Genomic DNA, 15,003 nt, shown 5'->3' with positions numbered 1-15,003 from the left:
TTGGGTGGCTGGTCGACAACTACCCTCGCCTTGCGGATTGGAACGCCTGTGCCCGCCGCGTCGCATCTTTGATGATGTCGCTCGATGGCCTCGAACGTGCAGAGACTAGCGATAGTCTTGGCCGCATCACCAGAGGCGACGCTCAGGGCAATATTATGCTCAGCCTTCACGATCTGTCCGTATCACTCGGTGACGGCAGGGCTGTCGTCAAGGAGACCGAAGTCGAAATCGAGCCTGGCGAACGTGTGTTGGTGGCCGGAGAATCCGGTTCTGGCAAAAGTACCCTGGTGCGAGCCATAGCCGGGCTCTGGCCGTGGGGCGAGGGAAGCGTCAACTTCCGCGCAGACAGTCGTCTGTTCATGCTTCCACAAAAACCCTATATCCCCACGGGCTCGCTTCGCCGCGCTGTCGCCTATCCGCAAGAGGCCGATAGCTGGAGTGCCGAGGACATCGGATCGGCCCTGGAAAAGGTCGGGTTGGAGCACCTGAAGGATAAGCTCGAAGACGACGCCCCGTGGGATCATACTTTGTCGGGCGGCGAGAAACAGCGTTTGGCCTTCGCACGTCTACTTCTCAACAATCCAGATATCGTCGTGTTGGACGAGGCCACCTCCGCACTTGATGACAAGAGCCAGGATAAAATCATGCAGACGATCATCAATGAGTTACCGCAGGTGACTATCCTAAGCGTCGGTCACCGCGCTGAACTGGAAGCGTTTCACAGCCGGAAGATCACGCTCGAAAAGCGGGACGGCGGAGCGAGGCTGGTCAGCGATGTGGACCTTTTGCCGAGAAAGGGTAAGCGCATGGCAATCGCTCGGATTTGGGGAAAACCCCGAGACGTTCCCTGAGCCCCGGTACGAGATTGACGTTTACCTTGATAGGGCTGGCCCGCGTGTCGCGTTTTCAGCTTCTCGATGCGGCATTTCTTCAATGACCGAAATGATGTCAGCAAAACATACAGGCGTTGGCGCTACCCATTTGACACAATCGTGTTCATCCGCGAGTGAAGCGGTAAAACGGTCTGAAGCGAGCCTATAGTTGCGACCAACTTCAGCGGCATTCACGACGCAGCGGTAACACTGATCTGCGGCCGTTACGGCGCTTTTTGAAACTTCGAACACCATGATCGCGCGGCTATTGAGTTCCTTCACGTGAGCCTCGAGCTCGGCTAATTGTTGACGACGCATTGGAGCGTCGTCCCCAGCAATCAGCAGTATCCACTTCGGCTGATAGTCACCTTCGAACAGAGAAGGCATAGGCGTTCCTTTCGCACAAAAATCCTCAGTGGGCATCGTGGTTCCGCAATGAAGCAGAACCGGCGATGCGAAATAATGTTCCTTCCCGCGCCAGCACCCATTCTTCACCGCCACGGGCGGTGAAGAATGGGTAGATTCGTCTCGCATTGGACGCGGCCGAACCACTCGATATTCGGCCGACAATCAGGCAGCCCACGGGCTGGATCCAGTGTCAATTCCTCTTCACGCTTTTCCGTCGACTTGGCGCGTGTCTCGGGCACAAAACGGACGACGAACAGGAGTGACAGCACATTGATGGATGATGGTGGCTTTCCGACGCCACTCGGCAGGGCAATCTGGATGCACTGGTGCGGATCGATGTCGGCCGTTACGGCGCCAAATATCGGCGCGGCGTGCAGCGCAAGCGCCATTGGTGGTGCGTGTGGGTCAAGGTCAATCGAGAGATTCGCGGCCCGAGCCAGCGGAACACTTAGTTCCCTGCCGAGTTTCGGTATTCAGCATCACCAACGGAAGAGTGGAGCAGCCACATGAAAAATGTATCGAAAGCTTTGGCCGATGAATATCTGGGGTTAGGGGGCCAGCGCGTAGCGGTCATCGATGACAACCTAGGATCGTCGCGGGACTGGGATGACGATCCGCCCGAGGCGACGGCATTCTGGACCGAGCGCATTGCTTCGCTTCCCGAGAAAGAAAAGCGCGACGTCGAGAGCTTTCTGCCGTCATTGAACGATGAAAGCGATGAACCAGGATCGGAACAAAGTTAGGATATCCTCCTTCGCAAGGTAGTCCCAGATGAAGATCGAGATACCCTATTCTCAACAAAGCGAGCGGATGCTCAACAATCGACGGCTGCCGGCTACAGTTCACCGATCTGCCACACTACCCACTGGGCCGGTCCGGGTTGAGGCTGCTTTCACCGACAACGGTGCGGCAGCGACCGGGCGGGACGGTGTTTTTGAATTTGAACATGAGCATCCGGGCGCTCACAACAGCGCTCCCGTTCTGATGGGCGACTCCGATTGTCCATCCCTTAAGGCCTCACCGGGGGGACGCCGGCATTTTGCCTGCGGGAACGGACGCCAAAACCTCGGCTCGTCTCCGGATTTCCAGCCGTTGGGCGCCATGGCGATGATGGTGGAGGGATTTTGGTTTTTCCGGTTCCCGACGCAGCCCCCCTTTTGGGCGCTATGGGCGGGCTGTCGGGACTATGGCGATGACGAACCGCTGCATAAAATTGAGTCCTGTGAAACACCGGGCCGTAACCAATCGGCTTCTAAGGATGGAAGCTATTGAAGAGCGTCTGGAATTCGATTTGGAGAGCATGCAGCACTATGCTGACTCCATCGCGGAAGAGCGGCAACGCCTGACCCAGATGCTGTTGGCGACAACATCAAAGAATTGATCCGGCTCCAGAATACCGTTCAGATGCGGGCGTCAGTTCCGTTGCAGGCCGGCGGATGTGATTTTTGTGATCCATCATCGTCTCCTTCGTTTTTATGATTGGAAATTGGCAGACATATCCGGAGGCGGACTTTTCCGTTGCGGACCGGCTTTTCTTGAAAGCCGAGGGGCGGAAGCCGAGAGAACGACGCAACTGGGCCTCCCGTCGAAAGTTGGAACCATGCTCGTCTTGGTTTCGTTCCCAACGTGGGAGACCATTGTATTTTCCAAGGAGATTTTCATGAAGCGTTTTGTCGACAAGGTCGTCATTGTCACCGGAGCAGGTTCGGGAATCGGCAGAGCAACCGCCGAGCGATTCCTGGACGAAGGTGCCAAAGTAGCGCTGGTCGGTCGCACGAAGACCAAGCTTGAAGCGGTCGCGAAACCTTATCCCGCTGACCGGGTGCTTGTTCTGGAGGCCGACGTTTCAAGCGAGAGCGACATCGAGCGGGTCGTCGAACAGGCGAGCTCGAAGTTCGGTCGACTGGATGTGCTCGTCAATAATGCCGGCGTCGTCGAACAGGGCGATGTTGGATCGCTGTCGACGGATCAGTGGCGCAAAGTCATGGCGACCGACCTGGATGGCGTCTTTTTCGCGTCACGCGCGGCCATGCAGCACCTTAAATCGTCTGGTGGTTCGATCGTCAACGTCTCGTCGGTATCGGGCACGGGCGGTGACTGGGGCATGGCAGCCTATAATGCCGCCAAGGGTGGCGTCACCAATCTGACCCGCGCCATGTCCATGGACCACGGCAAGGATGGCGTCCGGGTGAATGCTGTCTGCCCGAGCTTCACGAAGACCGGCATGACCGGGGACATGGCAGATGACGAAGAGATCGTCGCCAAGTTCAACGAGCGGTTTGCGCTTGAAGGTCCTGGAATGCCCGAGGATGTGGCGGCAGTGATCGCGTTTCTGGCCAGCGAGGATGCACGTTTTGTCACCGGCGTGAACCTTCCTGTAGACGGCGGCATGTCCGCATCCAATGGCCAGCCTGCGCAATAGGAGGATGAACCGTGCCAGGCACATTCGCAACGGTCTATATCACCGCATTTGACATTGACGATCATGGTCAGGCCGTCCAGGCATTTACGCCGAAGGCGGCCGCCAGCGAGAGCGCTGCGATCAAGGAGGCCGGCGAGCTTGCCCACACTCATGCGGGCGTCCTTGTCTGGCGACGGGACAACAATCCCGTCGTCGCAGAAGAAGGCGAGCCGGCGGTCGTATTCAGCATCGGCAAGGTCGGGGATTTCTCTTAGGGCATCACGGACGATGCTGCCAGACCATGCGCCTCGGCCTGAACTCGCAAAGCCAGGGCTTCCACCCGGCTTTTATTGCGCGGTGAAGAAGGTAAGAAGAACCTTTCCCTTTTCGCCGAGCAGGCAGACGAACCTGTCGGGCTTTCCGGTTGCGCCTTTCCGCGCAATATAGGCATCGCCCATAATGACCATTTTGACCGCGACGTCCTCGACCTTGGTATCCGCAGCGCTAACGGCAAGGGATTCCGGATCCAGAACGATATCGGTGATGTCGGGCGCTTTTTCCTTCAGTGCCAGGAGTCCTGTCGATTTGCAGGCCTGCACCGCCGTGTCATTGTTCGTCTGAGCATGTCCGATACCAGCGCCGAATCCGGCAAACGCCAATGCAATGATGCAGGTGGAAATCTTCATTGTCATGGTCCTCGTATCGACGCGTTGCGCGCTGCATAATGCGTGACGAGACTGCCAGTTCCTTGTTGGGCAAACGAAATCTCGTGAGTTTCGCATCGCGTCCGTCTCCCCGAAATTTATACCTACCGACCTCCCCGCGCCCCGGAACCAAGCCGATCGCATTTGGTTACCTTTGCTCACGAGGAAGGAAATCCATCATGGCATTTATCGAAACAAAAGACGGCACCCAGCTCCACGTCAAGGACATGGGTCTGGGCCATCCGGTCGTGCTGATCCACGGCTGGCCGCTGACAGGCGATATGTTCGAATACCAGACGGTCGCTCTTCTTGAGGCCGGCTATAGGGTGATCACCTATGATCGCCGGGGCTTTGGCCAGTCAAGCCATCCCGCCGATGGCTATAATTACGACCTCTTTGCCGACGACCTTGCATCAGTGCTCGAGGGCCTCAAAGTCGATAAGGCTCATCTGGTCGGCTTTTCGATGGGTGGTGGCGAGATTGCGCGGTATCTGTCGCGACACGGCGCGTCGCGCGTGTCAAAGGCGGTGCTGATCTCGTCGGTCGTACCATACCTGCTCAAGGATGATAGCAATCCCGATGGCGTTGATTACAGTGTCTTTGCAGATATGAAGTCTCAGGTGCGGGAAGACCGGTTTGCTTTCCTTCAAAGCTTTGCCAAGACCTTCTACGGCGTCGGGCTGGTCAGCAAGCCCGTTAGCCAGGGCGTGCTGGACTGGTCCTTCGTGCTTGGCGTGATGGCGAGCCCGAAGGCGACAATCGAGTGCATTGACGCTTTTGGCCGAACTGACTTCCGACCCGACCTTCAGGCTTTCACTATTCCAACGCTTGTCATTCACGGCACGTCGGACAAGACCGTGCCAATTGCCCCGGCCGGCCGCGCCGCGGCGAGCGGGATTTCCGGTTCCAAGCTGATCGAATATGACGGCGAGCCGCATGGCCTGTTCGCAACGGCGTCCGAACGGCTGAACCGCGACCTGATCGAATTCCTCGGTTGACAATTCGAGGCCCAGCTGAGTTTTTCCTAAGTGTAGAACTGAGCTTCTCATCAGGCAGCTCAGGTTTCCCGATGCGGATATCAGGGGCCAGCGATGGCCTCCACGACGAAGCTAAGCGGAGCGAAACAAGTTTCGACCGTCCGATGACCATCGTGAAAGAAACCGGCCTACCCCATCACATAGCCGAGCTTTGCATCGTCGAAACCGCGGGCCAACCAATCGTTGTCTGGATTCGAGGTTAATTTATGTATGGTACAGATGCCCGTCGATATATCGGGCGACGGATAGGCGATGGTTGAAAGCTATCGCCTATCTTCGGATTTACTTCTTGAATTTCGAGTAATCGAGCTTCGGCGCTTTCGAAAGCGTCTCCTGGGTTGTGTCGACATAGGCCATCCAGGTGCCGTTTTCCTTATTCAGCGCCACCGACGCTGGGTCGATCACCACATAGCTTTCGCCGATGCCGAGGAAGCCGCCGACGCTAGCGACCACGCCAATCACCGACTTGCCGGCACCGATGACGACGTCGGCAACGGTACCAACCTTCTCGTTCTGCTTGTTGTAGATTTCGACCCCGACAAGGTTCGATGCGACCAGATCGGTGTCTTTGATCTCGACATATTTGAGAGGCATCGTTGCCGCCGTGCCCATGGCGATACCAGGACCGGCAAGGTTAGGATCGCTACCCGTGACCGCCGCCTGCTGCGCAAAAGCTGCGCCCGACACGGAAAACAAAAATGCTGTGGCGAGAATGGAAATTTTCATGCGATGCCCCTGTGTGATCATACCCGAGCGAGGGCTGGACAGCCGATAACGGTGCGGCTCTATGGCAGTTCCCTTTCCGCCAATGAAAATATTGATTTCATTGAGCTTAGCGGAGCGGAACATTGTTGTTACGCGGGTGTTTGTCCCTGGCAACAAGGAGCTTTCCATGAACATGATGGCCACGCCCGTCCGTTACGCTGCCGATCTTGAGGAAATTCAGTCCAACGAACAGGAAACGAACGAGGGGCTAAACGAAGCTTTTGACACCATCTTGGCACGCACGGCCGAGGATTATGGCCACGCCGTGCGCGCCGTGCACGCAAAGGCACATGCCATCCTTAAGGCACAGATGACCGTGCTGGACGGCCTGGGCCCGGAGCTTGCCCAGGGCATGTTTGCCCGGCCCGGCAGACATCCGGTCTATATGCGCGTCTCCACCAATGCCGGCGATATCCTGCCTGACGCGATTTCCCTGCCACGCGGACTTGCGATCAAGGTGCTGGATGTGGACGGCGCCCGACTTACCGACGCGGAAGGTACGACCCAGGATTTCGTCATGGTCAACGGCCCGGTCTTCCAAGCGAAGACTGCCAATCAGTTTCTCGCAAGCCTGAAAATGCTCGCTAAAACGACGGATCGCATGGAAGGCACGAAGACGGTAATGTCGAGCCTGCTCCAGACGATCAATACCGGATTGGAGGCGGTCGGGATTGCGAGCCCCGCGGTCCAATCACTTGGCGGCGCGCCGAACGTCGATCCGCTCGGCGAGACCTATTTCAGCGTCACAGCGTTTCGCTATGGCGATTATGTCGCAAAGTTCCGACTAAAACCCGCCTCGCAGGATTTGATCAGGCTTACTGGCAAATTGATCGATGCCAGCGTCCGTGAGGATGCAATCCGCGAGACCGTACAGGCTGAAATGCAGCATGTCGATGCGGTCTGGGAATTCCAGGTCCAGCTCTGTCGCAATCTCGACAAGCAGCCGATTGAGGATGCGACCGTCGCGTGGAGTGAAGAGGATGCCCCCTTCGTGACGGTTGCCACCGTCACTGCGGAACCGCAAGATAGTTGGAGCGATGACAAGGTGCGAGCGGTCGATGAGGAAATGCGGTTCAGCGTCTGGACCGGCCTCGATGCGCATCGCCCGCTCGGCAGCATTAATCGGGCCCGCAAGTCGACGTATCGGCATTCGTCGGACTTCCGCCAGCGCTTCAATGGCTGTCCCATCCACGAGCCTCGCAGTTAAATCTGTCGCCGTCCCGCCTTCAAATTCGGAGCCTTTCTAATGTCAGACATAATTAGCAATCCGGAGGGTAAAGGCCCGGCCGGCGGTTGGGGATCACTTAAATCGATTGCACGCATCTACGGCGAAATCGAGCCGCCGGTTGCTTTTGTCGAAACGCTCGCCCGGCAGAATAAGCCGGGCGGCTTCATGTGTGTCTCCTGCGCATGGCCCAAGCCTCAAAACTATCATCCGTTCGAATTTTGCGAAAACGGCGCCAAGGCGACGATGTGGGAAATGACCAATGCCCGCTGCACGCCAGATTTCTGGAGCGATCACACGGCAGCCGAATTGAGATCGTGGAAGGACTACGATCTGGAGATGACAGGGCGTCTCACCCATCCAATGCGGTTCGATCACCAAGCGGACCGGTATGTGGAAGTGACCTGGCAAGAAGCCTTCGAGGCAATTGGCATCACGCTGCGGCGGCTGAAGAAGCAGAGCGTCGTCTTTTATTCCTCCGGTCATGCAGGATTGGAAGCCTCTTATCTTTATGCCCTGCTGGCCCGGGCTTATGGCAACAACAACCTGCCGCAAAGTTCCAACATGTGCCACGAGACGACATCCGTCGGCCTCAACAAGGTGATCGGCTCCCCGGTCGGCACGATCGTCTGGGACGATCTGGAAAAGACTGATGCATTTTTCTTCTTTGGCCAGAATCCAGGCACCAACAGTCCGCGGTTCCTTCATCCGTTGCAAGACGCCAAGAAACGCGGCGCAAAGATCGTCACTTTTAATCCAGTGGTCGAGCAGGGCCTTGTTTCTTTTGTTAATCCCCAAAACCCGTTCGACATGCTGACGGGAAACGAGACGAAGATCTCCGACCAGTATTTGCAGGTACGGGCAGGCGGCGACGTGGCAGCCATGCTTGGCCTATGCAAGGTGGTGGTTGAAGCCGACGATGCCGCCATAGTGGGTGGCGGCAATTCCCGCGTCGTCGACATCGACTTCATTGCCGAACACACCACCGGCTTCGAGAACTTCATCGCTTGCGTGCGAGAGACAGCCTGGGCAGATATCGAACGCGAAAGTGGGCTAGCCGAAACCGATCTGCGGGAGGCAGGCGAGACCTATATCGCGGCCGAACGCGTCATCGGCGTTTATGGCATGGGCCTCACACAGCACGCGCACGGCGCTCTCAACGTCGCCATGCTCGTCAATCTCTTGATGCTGCGCGGCAATATCGGCCGCGAGGGTGCCGGATGCTGTCCCGTACGCGGCCACTCGAATGTTCAGGGCCAGCGGACGGTGGGTATCGCCGAAAAAACCAAGCTCATTCCCATGGACAAGCTGAAGATGCTGTTCGACTTCGATCCACCGACCGAAGACGGAACCCATATCGTCGACGCGGTAAAAGGGATGATGACCGGGACGGTCCAAGCCACGATTTCGCTCGGCGGCAATCTCCTGCGCGCCGTGCCGGATCAGCAAGACATGGAAAAGGCTTGGGCGGACCAGGAGTTGACGGTGATGGTTTCGACCAAGCTCAACCGCAGCCATCTGTTTCCCGGCAAACAGGCCTGGATCCTGCCCTGCTTGACCCGCACCGAGATAGATGAACAGGCGACCGGCAACCAGTCGGTCACCACGGAAGACAGCTTTTCGCACATCTCCGGCTCGATCGGCAAACGACCGCCTGCGTCGAAATACCTGAAAAGCGAGCTTGCCATCATTGCTGGCATTGCAAAATCGACGCTCGATCCAAATCCGAAACTGAACTGGGACGGTTGGACGGGGGACTACAGCCTGGTGCGTGATCTGATCGAAGCCACTTATCCCAAGGACTTCAAAGATTATAACGCACGCATGTTCGAACCAGGTGGCTTCTATCGTGGCAATGATGCGCATGAGCGCGTCTGGAATACCGATGAAAAGAGGGCCGTATTCACCACACCAAGCCGGCTCAATGCGTTGTCGTTTGAAGATGCTCCCGGTCGTTTTCGTCTGATGACGCTGCGATCCAACGACCAGTTCAATACGACGATCTACGGTTATTCCGACCGCTTCCGTGGCATTGAAGGCACGCGCGACGTCGTACTGATATGCGAAGAGGATATCGCCCTGGCAGGGTTATCCGAGGGCCAGACGATCGCCCTCGTCAGCGACTTCGGCGACGGTAAACATCGTCGGCTAGAAGGACTGACAGTGAGGGCACATAATCTACCGCGCGGCACGATCGGTGGCTACTATCCCGAGTGCAACGTGCTCAACGCCATCGATCACCATGACGAGTTGTCGAAGACACCGGCTGCCAAGGCCATTCCAGTGTGCATAGTCGTTTGATTGCCGGATTAATTCGCGCCTCGACCGAACGTCGATAGCGAAGACATGGCTTGGATTGGCGCCACCTGAGCGGTCGGCGGCGATACGAAAGCCCCCATAATCTTTCCCGCATCGAACATCGTCGAAATATTCTTTGTTATGCGCGGAACCATTGGCAGCGGCATGCGTTTGGCGGCTTGAATTGAGACAACATCCAGAACGAATGGCATTATGAATGTTGCAGATGAGCCCGGAATACGGGAATATTTTCCGTAACCGCGCCCGGTCTCCTGCCGGCGGCTGTCTCGATCTTCCAGCCTGTCCAGAACTTTGGAACGCCGCGCCGCGCCGGTTTGCAATGGCTTCCCGGGAGGCGATCTTGTACGTCGGCTGCCAATCGCCCCCGCGCTCATTGCGAACCGGTGACGCAAGGTTTAGGCGTCGGTGGTCCAATCACTCTCTTCATATTCGAGATATCCATGACGACGCCCTCTAAACCGACGCCGACCCGGCGCACCATAGGCCTCGACCCGGCGGTCGCCTTCAGTCTTGTCGGAGCTTTGGCATTTTTCGTCATCAGCGCGGCCGTCGCCTGGTACAATGTCCAGACACTGCGCGCCAACAACGAGCGTGTCGTGCATAGCCACGAGGTGATCGTTGCTCTCGCCGATCTCCTTTCCAACATTCAGGACGCGGAGACGGGGCAGCGGGGTTTTTTGCTGACGAATAGCGATCGTTACCTTGAACCCTACAATTCGGCGATCAACGCAATCCCAAGGCGGCTTGAGGCGATTGCCGGGATGATCAGCGACAATGGATCTCAGCAGCAACGGCTTGCCAACCTCACATCACGCGTCGAGGGAAAGCTATCGGAGCTCCGTGAGACGATCGAACTGCGCCGAAACCAAAGCGCAGAGGCAGCACTTGCCGTCGTCAATTCCGATCGCGGCAAGGTGGAAATGGATGCTGTCCGCACTCAGTTGACGGCGATGCGACAGGAAGAGACCCGTCTACGCATGCAGCGCCTGGCGGAAATGGACAATGCCTACACGACCGCGTTCGCCAGCAGCATCCTGGCCGGTCTGCTCGGCGTTCTGCTAACCGTCACAATCGGTGTGCTCATGCGTCAGGCGACGATCGTGCGAAGGCGGCAGGATTGGCTGCAGTCGGGCGAGGTCGGGATGAATGCCGCAGTCACGGGAGACCGGCGCACCGAGGAACTTGGAGACAGCATCCTGCAGTTTTTGGCTCGTTATACCGGCGCTGTCGCCGGCGCGATTTTCGTCAAGGATGAGGACGATTTCTTGCGCGCGGCGACCTACGGCGTTCCGGAAGGGGCCCACGTGCCGGAACGCTTCAAGTCGAACGAAGGTCTACTCGGGCAGGCGGCGATCGGTGCAAAACCGATCCTGATCGAGGGCGTGCCAGACGGATATCTGGCTTTCGGCTCGGCCCTTGGGCGCGACAAACCACGGCATTTGATGATTTCACCTGGGAGTGTCGATGGTTCGGTCAATTCCGTCATAGAGCTTGGCTTTCTGCGTCCGGTCGACGGCTCGGTTTTATCCCTTCTCGAGCAGGCCTCGGCATCGATCGCCACCGCCGTTCGGTCAGCCAAATATCGCAGCGACCTTCAGAATTTTCTCCGCGAAACCCAAAGGCAGGCCGAAGAGCTTCAGGTCCAGGGTGAAGAGTTGCGCGTTTCGAACGAGGAGCTGGAAGAGCAAGGCCGGGCGCTCAAGGAATCGCAGGCACGTCTCGAGCAACAGCAGGTCGAGCTCGAACAGACGAACTCCCAGCTGGAAGAACAGGCCCAGCAGTTGGAGGGCCAACGTGACGACCTTGAGAGGGTCAACGCGTCTGTACAACTGAAGGCCCGCGAACTTGAACAGGCAAGCCAGTACAAGTCGGACTTTCTTGCCAATATGTCACACGAGCTGCGCACTCCGCTCAACTCTTCCCTGATCCTGGCCAAACTTCTTGCAGACAACCCGGACGAAAATCTCACGGCTGAACAGGTCAAATACGCACAGACGATCCAGTCTTCGGGCAATGACCTTCTCAATCTGATCAACGACATTCTTGATCTGTCCAAAATCGAGGCAGGTCATGTCGATATTCGGCCAGAGCCGGTCGCTCTTGACCGATTGGTGAGCGGTCTCAGGCAGCTCTTCGATCCAGTCTCCAAGTCGAAAGGCCTTGCCTTCGAGATCGATATCGCGCCTGAGGCGCCTGCCGTCATCGAGACGGATCCGCAACGTCTCGAGCAGGTGCTCAAGAACCTTCTATCAAATGCCTTCAAGTTCACTGAGAAAGGCAAGGTTGTTCTGACGCTTCGTAGCGCTACCGATGGTCAACTCGCGCTGGCGGTCACCGATACCGGCATTGGCATCGCAGAGGATCAGCAGCGCAGCATTTTTGAAGCCTTCCATCAGGCTGACGGCACGATCAGCCGGCGATTTGGCGGAACAGGTCTTGGCCTGTCGATCTCGAGGGAGCTCATTCGCCTCCTCGGCGGTGCAATCCGCCTTACCAGTCGGCACAACCACGGAAGCACGTTCACAGTGGTCGTCCCCGTCTCTTACGATCCGTCGCGTGTCGTTTCCCGTGACATTCGTACCCTTGAACCGGTGGCGATCCCCCGACCCGTTGTTGAAGAGGTTCGGCCGCTTCAGCCCGAACGTCATCGGATCGTCGAGGACGATCGCTCGGCTCCGGCTGACGGCAAGCGCACCTTGCTGGTCATCGAGGACGACGAAACGTTTTCTGCTATCCTTCGCGACCTTGCGCGCGAAATGGGTTTTCGTGCGCTCGTAGCAGGAACTGCCCACGACGCACTGGAACTTGCCAAGCAGCACATGCCGAGCGCCATCGTACTCGACATCGGATTGCCGGATCAATCCGGCCTGTCGGTGCTCGATCGCCTGAAAACCGACGTCCGTACCCGCCATATCCCGATCCACATCGTCTCGGCCGACGACTATGCCGAGACCGCGCTTTCGCTCGGCGCAGTCGGTTACATGATGAAGCCGGTACAGCGCGAACAACTCGTAGAGGTTCTGCAGAAGCTGGAGGCGACGCTTTCGCAAGGAGTGCGTCGCGTTCTGATCGTTGAGGATAACCAGGTCCAGCGCGAAGCGGTTATGAAACTCCTGACCTCGCATGACGTCGAAACGGTCAGTGCCGGGACGGCAGCCGAATGCCTGACGCTTCTCAGACAGCAGACATTCGACTGCATGGTGCTCGATCTGACCCTGCCCGACGCATCCGGCTATTCCCTCCTCGAGACGATCAGCGCCGACGACAGCCATTCCTTCCCACCCGTGATCATTTATACCGGCAGGGTTCTGTCGGCGGACGAGGAGCAGCGGCTGCGCCGTTATTCGAAATCCATCATCATCAAGGGCGCCAAATCGCCGGAACGCCTACTCGACGAAGTGTCCCTGTTCCTGCATCAGGTGGTTTCCGATCTGCCGGACGAACAGCAAAAGATGATCCGCAAAGCCCGCAACCGGGATGCGTTGCTGGAGGATCGTCGGATCCTGATTGTCGAAGATGATGTTCGCAACGTCTATGCACTGACAAACATCCTCGAACCCCGAGGAGCCGTCATCGAGATTGCCCGCAACGGCCAAGAGGCACTCGACAAGCTCGGACAAAGCCAAGGCGATGCAACAAAAGCGATCGACCTCGTTTTGATGGATGTGATGATGCCCGTCATGGATGGCCTCACCGCAACACGCACGATCCGGAAAAATCCCAACTGGAAGAAACTGCCTATCATCACGCTGACGGCCAAGGCCATGCCCGACGACCAGCAGCGCTGCATCGAAGCCGGGGCCAACGATTATATGGCCAAGCCCCTCGACGTCGAAAAACTATTGTCGCTCGTACGTGTCTGGATGCCCCGGTGATCGAAACATTCGAGAAAGTCGAGGACATCGAAATCCGGCTTCTGCTGGAGGCGCTCTACGTCCGTTACCACTACGATTTCCGCAACTACGCCATGGGGTCGATCAAACGGCGCCTGCGTCAGGCTCGCGAGCAGATGGGATTTGCCACGATCTCCGCGCTGCAGGAAAAGGTCTTGCACGACGAGACCATGCTGCCCAGGCTGCTCGGCTATCTCACGGTCCAGGTGAGCGAGATGTTTCGCGATCCGAGCTATTTTCGCGCAATCCGCGAGAAAGTCGTTCCGCACTTGAAGACCTACTCCTCCCTCAAGATCTGGATCGCCGGCTGTAGTTGCGGCGAGGAAGTTTATTCACTGGCGATCCTGTTTCGCGAGGAAGGGCTGGAGGATCGAACGATTTTCTACGCGACCGACATCAACCAGGATGCATTGCAGGCCGCTGAAGCCGGCGTCTACGACCTCGATCGGATCCAGTTGTTTACAGAAAATCATCGGAAGTCAGGAGGCAAATCATCGCTTTCCGATTACTACAATACCGGCTACGGCCGGGTTTCATTCGACCGGTCACTGCGCGAGCGTGTGGTTTTTTCCGACCACAGCTTGGTGACTGACGCAGTGTTTGGTGAGATGCATCTGATCTCCTGCCGCAACGTAATGATCTATTTCGATCGGCCCCTGCAAGACCGTGCCGTTGGATTGTTCAAGGAGTCCCTGGCTCGTAAGGCCTTTTTGGGTATCGGCGCGAAAGAGAGCCTTCGCTTTTCCGTGCACGCCGAGGGGTTCAAGGAATTCGTACGCGAGGAGAAAATCTATCAAAGGGTCGGCCTATGACCGCTGCCAGACCACATGCGGTTGTGATCGGAGCTTCTGCAGGGGCATTGGAGGCGCTCTCCGTTATCCTGCCGTCGTTGCCGGGTGATTTCCACGCACCGATCATTGTCGTTGTCCATATCCCATCGGACAAGCGGAGTGTGCTTGCTGAACTGTTCCAGGCCAAATGCCGGATCCAGGTCATCGAGGTCGAGGATAAGGAGCCGCTCCGGCCGGCAACTGCCTATTTCGCGCCGCCGGACTATCATCTGCTTGTCGAAAACACCGAGAGCCTGGGGCTGACCTCCGATGAGCCGGTTCTGTATTCCAGGCCTTCGATCGACGTCCTGTTCGAGAGCGCGGCCGATATTTATGGTTCGGATGTCACAGCCATCTTGCTGACCGGCGCCAACCAGGATGGCGCAAAGGGTTTGGCAGCCATCGCCCAAGCGGGCGGACAGGTGATCGTACAGGATCCCGAGACGGCTTTCGCTGCCGCAATGCCTGAAGCGGGTCTGAAGCTTTGCCCGAACGCTGCGGTTCTATCGCTTAGCGGCATATCCGAATATCTAAGGAGGTTCGGCTGAC

17 protein-coding genes are annotated in these 15,003 nt (G+C 57.5%); 12 read left to right on the top strand and 5 right to left on the bottom strand.

What is annotated here, in order from left to right:
* Positions 1-851: ATP-binding cassette domain-containing protein (locus AC2GXZ_RS23415; protein ID WP_483761612.1), on the top strand; the 851-nt coding region annotated here is incomplete at its 5' end.
* A gap of 21 nt (positions 852-872) precedes the next feature.
* On the opposite strand, the gene AC2GXZ_RS23410 is transcribed toward AC2GXZ_RS23415, so the two are convergent.
* Together AC2GXZ_RS23410 and AC2GXZ_RS23405 are read right to left on the bottom strand one after the other, a co-directional pair.
* A complete protein-coding gene (locus AC2GXZ_RS23410; protein ID WP_483761611.1) occupies positions 873-1,295 on the bottom strand; it encodes a DUF4174 domain-containing protein in 423 nt (140 codons plus the stop codon).
* Positions 1,296-1,363: 68 nt separating this feature from the next.
* On the bottom strand, positions 1,364-1,669 hold the full coding sequence (locus AC2GXZ_RS23405; RefSeq protein ID WP_483761610.1) for a hypothetical protein: 306 nt from the start codon (positions 1,667-1,669) through the stop codon (positions 1,364-1,366).
* Positions 1,670-1,786: 117 nt separating this feature from the next.
* Here AC2GXZ_RS23405 and AC2GXZ_RS23400 point away from each other — a divergent pair, with 117 nt between their 5' ends.
* The 5 genes from AC2GXZ_RS23400 (at position 1,787) to AC2GXZ_RS23380 (ending at position 3,956) form a co-directional block, all read left to right on the top strand.
* The gene (locus tag AC2GXZ_RS23400) at positions 1,787-2,023 is read left to right on the top strand and encodes a hypothetical protein (protein ID WP_483761609.1); all 237 of its coding nucleotides are present in this window, start codon (positions 1,787-1,789) and stop codon (positions 2,021-2,023) included.
* Between the two features lie 28 nt (positions 2,024-2,051).
* The gene (locus AC2GXZ_RS23395) at positions 2,052-2,552 is read left to right on the top strand and encodes a hypothetical protein (RefSeq protein ID WP_483761608.1); all 501 of its coding nucleotides are present in this window, start codon (positions 2,052-2,054) and stop codon (positions 2,550-2,552) included.
* Positions 2,539-2,661 (top strand): hypothetical protein, encoded by a 123-nt coding sequence (locus AC2GXZ_RS23390; protein ID WP_483761607.1) that lies wholly within the window; start codon positions 2,539-2,541, stop codon positions 2,659-2,661. The genes AC2GXZ_RS23395 and AC2GXZ_RS23390 overlap by 14 nt, the downstream gene beginning before the upstream one ends.
* A 279-nt stretch (positions 2,662-2,940) precedes the next feature.
* A complete protein-coding gene (gene budC / locus AC2GXZ_RS23385) occupies positions 2,941-3,702 on the top strand; it encodes a meso-2,3-butanediol dehydrogenase (RefSeq protein ID WP_483761606.1) in 762 nt (253 codons plus the stop codon).
* A gap of 11 nt (positions 3,703-3,713) precedes the next feature.
* A complete protein-coding gene (locus AC2GXZ_RS23380) occupies positions 3,714-3,956 on the top strand; it encodes a hypothetical protein (protein ID WP_483761605.1) in 243 nt (80 codons plus the stop codon).
* 72 nt (positions 3,957-4,028) lie between these two features.
* Here AC2GXZ_RS23380 and AC2GXZ_RS23375 read toward each other — a convergent pair whose 3' ends face one another.
* Entirely contained in the window at positions 4,029-4,367 is a 339-nt protein-coding gene (locus AC2GXZ_RS23375; protein WP_483761604.1) for a hypothetical protein, read from the bottom strand.
* A 197-nt stretch (positions 4,368-4,564) separates the two neighbouring features.
* Between AC2GXZ_RS23375 and AC2GXZ_RS23370 the strand changes: the two genes are divergently transcribed.
* Positions 4,565-5,383 carry an alpha/beta fold hydrolase gene (locus tag AC2GXZ_RS23370; RefSeq protein WP_483761603.1) on the top strand — a complete coding sequence of 273 codons (819 nt, stop codon included), beginning with the start codon at positions 4,565-4,567 and terminating at the stop codon, positions 5,381-5,383.
* Between the two features lie 321 nt (positions 5,384-5,704).
* Here the strand turns inward: AC2GXZ_RS23370 and AC2GXZ_RS23365 are convergent, their stop codons facing one another.
* Positions 5,705-6,322: a PRC-barrel domain-containing protein gene (locus AC2GXZ_RS23365; protein ID WP_483761602.1), complete on the bottom strand. Its 618-nt coding sequence runs from the start codon at positions 6,320-6,322 to the stop codon at positions 5,705-5,707.
* Here AC2GXZ_RS23365 and AC2GXZ_RS23360 point away from each other — a divergent pair.
* Both AC2GXZ_RS23360 and AC2GXZ_RS23355 read left to right on the top strand, forming a co-directional pair.
* Positions 6,321-7,394 (top strand): catalase family protein, encoded by a 1,074-nt coding sequence (locus AC2GXZ_RS23360; protein ID WP_483761630.1) that lies wholly within the window; start codon positions 6,321-6,323, stop codon positions 7,392-7,394. The genes AC2GXZ_RS23365 and AC2GXZ_RS23360 overlap by 2 nt on opposite strands.
* A 39-nt stretch (positions 7,395-7,433) precedes the next feature.
* Positions 7,434-9,713: an FdhF/YdeP family oxidoreductase gene (locus tag AC2GXZ_RS23355; RefSeq protein ID WP_483761601.1), complete on the top strand. Its 2,280-nt coding sequence runs from the start codon at positions 7,434-7,436 to the stop codon at positions 9,711-9,713.
* 8 nt (positions 9,714-9,721) lie between these two features.
* On the opposite strand, the gene AC2GXZ_RS23350 is transcribed toward AC2GXZ_RS23355, so the two are convergent.
* Positions 9,722-10,051, bottom strand: a complete 330-nt coding sequence (locus AC2GXZ_RS23350; RefSeq protein WP_483761600.1) for a hypothetical protein — start codon at positions 10,049-10,051, stop codon at positions 9,722-9,724.
* A gap of 120 nt (positions 10,052-10,171) precedes the next feature.
* Here AC2GXZ_RS23350 and AC2GXZ_RS23345 point away from each other — a divergent pair, with 120 nt between their 5' ends.
* Genes AC2GXZ_RS23345 through AC2GXZ_RS23335 form a run of 3 tightly spaced genes read left to right on the top strand, consistent with a single transcriptional unit; the run spans position 10,172 to position 15,002 of the window.
* Entirely contained in the window at positions 10,172-13,606 is a 3,435-nt protein-coding gene (locus tag AC2GXZ_RS23345; RefSeq protein WP_483761599.1) for a response regulator, read from the top strand.
* Positions 13,603-14,436 (top strand): CheR family methyltransferase, encoded by an 834-nt coding sequence (locus AC2GXZ_RS23340; RefSeq protein ID WP_483761598.1) that lies wholly within the window; start codon positions 13,603-13,605, stop codon positions 14,434-14,436. Before AC2GXZ_RS23345 ends, AC2GXZ_RS23340 begins: the two co-directional genes overlap by 4 nt.
* Positions 14,433-15,002: a chemotaxis protein CheB gene (locus tag AC2GXZ_RS23335; RefSeq protein ID WP_483761597.1), complete on the top strand. Its 570-nt coding sequence runs from the start codon at positions 14,433-14,435 to the stop codon at positions 15,000-15,002. Before AC2GXZ_RS23340 ends, AC2GXZ_RS23335 begins: the two co-directional genes overlap by 4 nt.
* Position 15,003: the final 1 nt, after the last annotated feature.

The sequence above is a fragment of the Aliirhizobium sp. YIM B11859 genome, assembly GCF_057163345.1.
The sequence above is the reverse complement of the archived record's forward strand: the minus strand, read 5'-3'. Positions and strand labels throughout refer to the sequence as shown.

What these genes read in the sequence shown, in the direction of transcription:
- AC2GXZ_RS23395 (WP_483761608.1), top strand. Translation starts at nt 2,052, where the DNA reads ATGAAGATCGAGATACCCTATTCTCAACAAAGCGAGCGGATGCTCAAC.
- AC2GXZ_RS23375 (WP_483761604.1), bottom strand. Translation starts at nt 4,367, where the DNA reads ATGAAGATTTCCACCTGCATCATTGCATTGGCGTTTGCCGGATTCGGC.
- AC2GXZ_RS23405 (WP_483761610.1), bottom strand. Translation starts at nt 1,669, where the DNA reads ATGGCGCTTGCGCTGCACGCCGCGCCGATATTTGGCGCCGTAACGGCC.
- budC (WP_483761606.1), top strand. Translation starts at nt 2,941, where the DNA reads ATGAAGCGTTTTGTCGACAAGGTCGTCATTGTCACCGGAGCAGGTTCG.
- AC2GXZ_RS23410 (WP_483761611.1), bottom strand. Translation starts at nt 1,295, where the DNA reads ATGCCCACTGAGGATTTTTGTGCGAAAGGAACGCCTATGCCTTCTCTG.
- AC2GXZ_RS23355 (WP_483761601.1), top strand. Translation starts at nt 7,434, where the DNA reads ATGTCAGACATAATTAGCAATCCGGAGGGTAAAGGCCCGGCCGGCGGT.
- AC2GXZ_RS23365 (WP_483761602.1), bottom strand. Translation starts at nt 6,322, where the DNA reads ATGTTCATGGAAAGCTCCTTGTTGCCAGGGACAAACACCCGCGTAACA.
- AC2GXZ_RS23400 (WP_483761609.1), top strand. Translation starts at nt 1,787, where the DNA reads ATGAAAAATGTATCGAAAGCTTTGGCCGATGAATATCTGGGGTTAGGG.
- AC2GXZ_RS23335 (WP_483761597.1), top strand. Translation starts at nt 14,433, where the DNA reads ATGACCGCTGCCAGACCACATGCGGTTGTGATCGGAGCTTCTGCAGGG.
- AC2GXZ_RS23345 (WP_483761599.1), top strand. Translation starts at nt 10,172, where the DNA reads ATGACGACGCCCTCTAAACCGACGCCGACCCGGCGCACCATAGGCCTC.
- AC2GXZ_RS23360 (WP_483761630.1), top strand. Translation starts at nt 6,321, where the DNA reads ATGATGGCCACGCCCGTCCGTTACGCTGCCGATCTTGAGGAAATTCAG.
- AC2GXZ_RS23390 (WP_483761607.1), top strand. Translation starts at nt 2,539, where the DNA reads ATGGAAGCTATTGAAGAGCGTCTGGAATTCGATTTGGAGAGCATGCAG.
- AC2GXZ_RS23370 (WP_483761603.1), top strand. Translation starts at nt 4,565, where the DNA reads ATGGCATTTATCGAAACAAAAGACGGCACCCAGCTCCACGTCAAGGAC.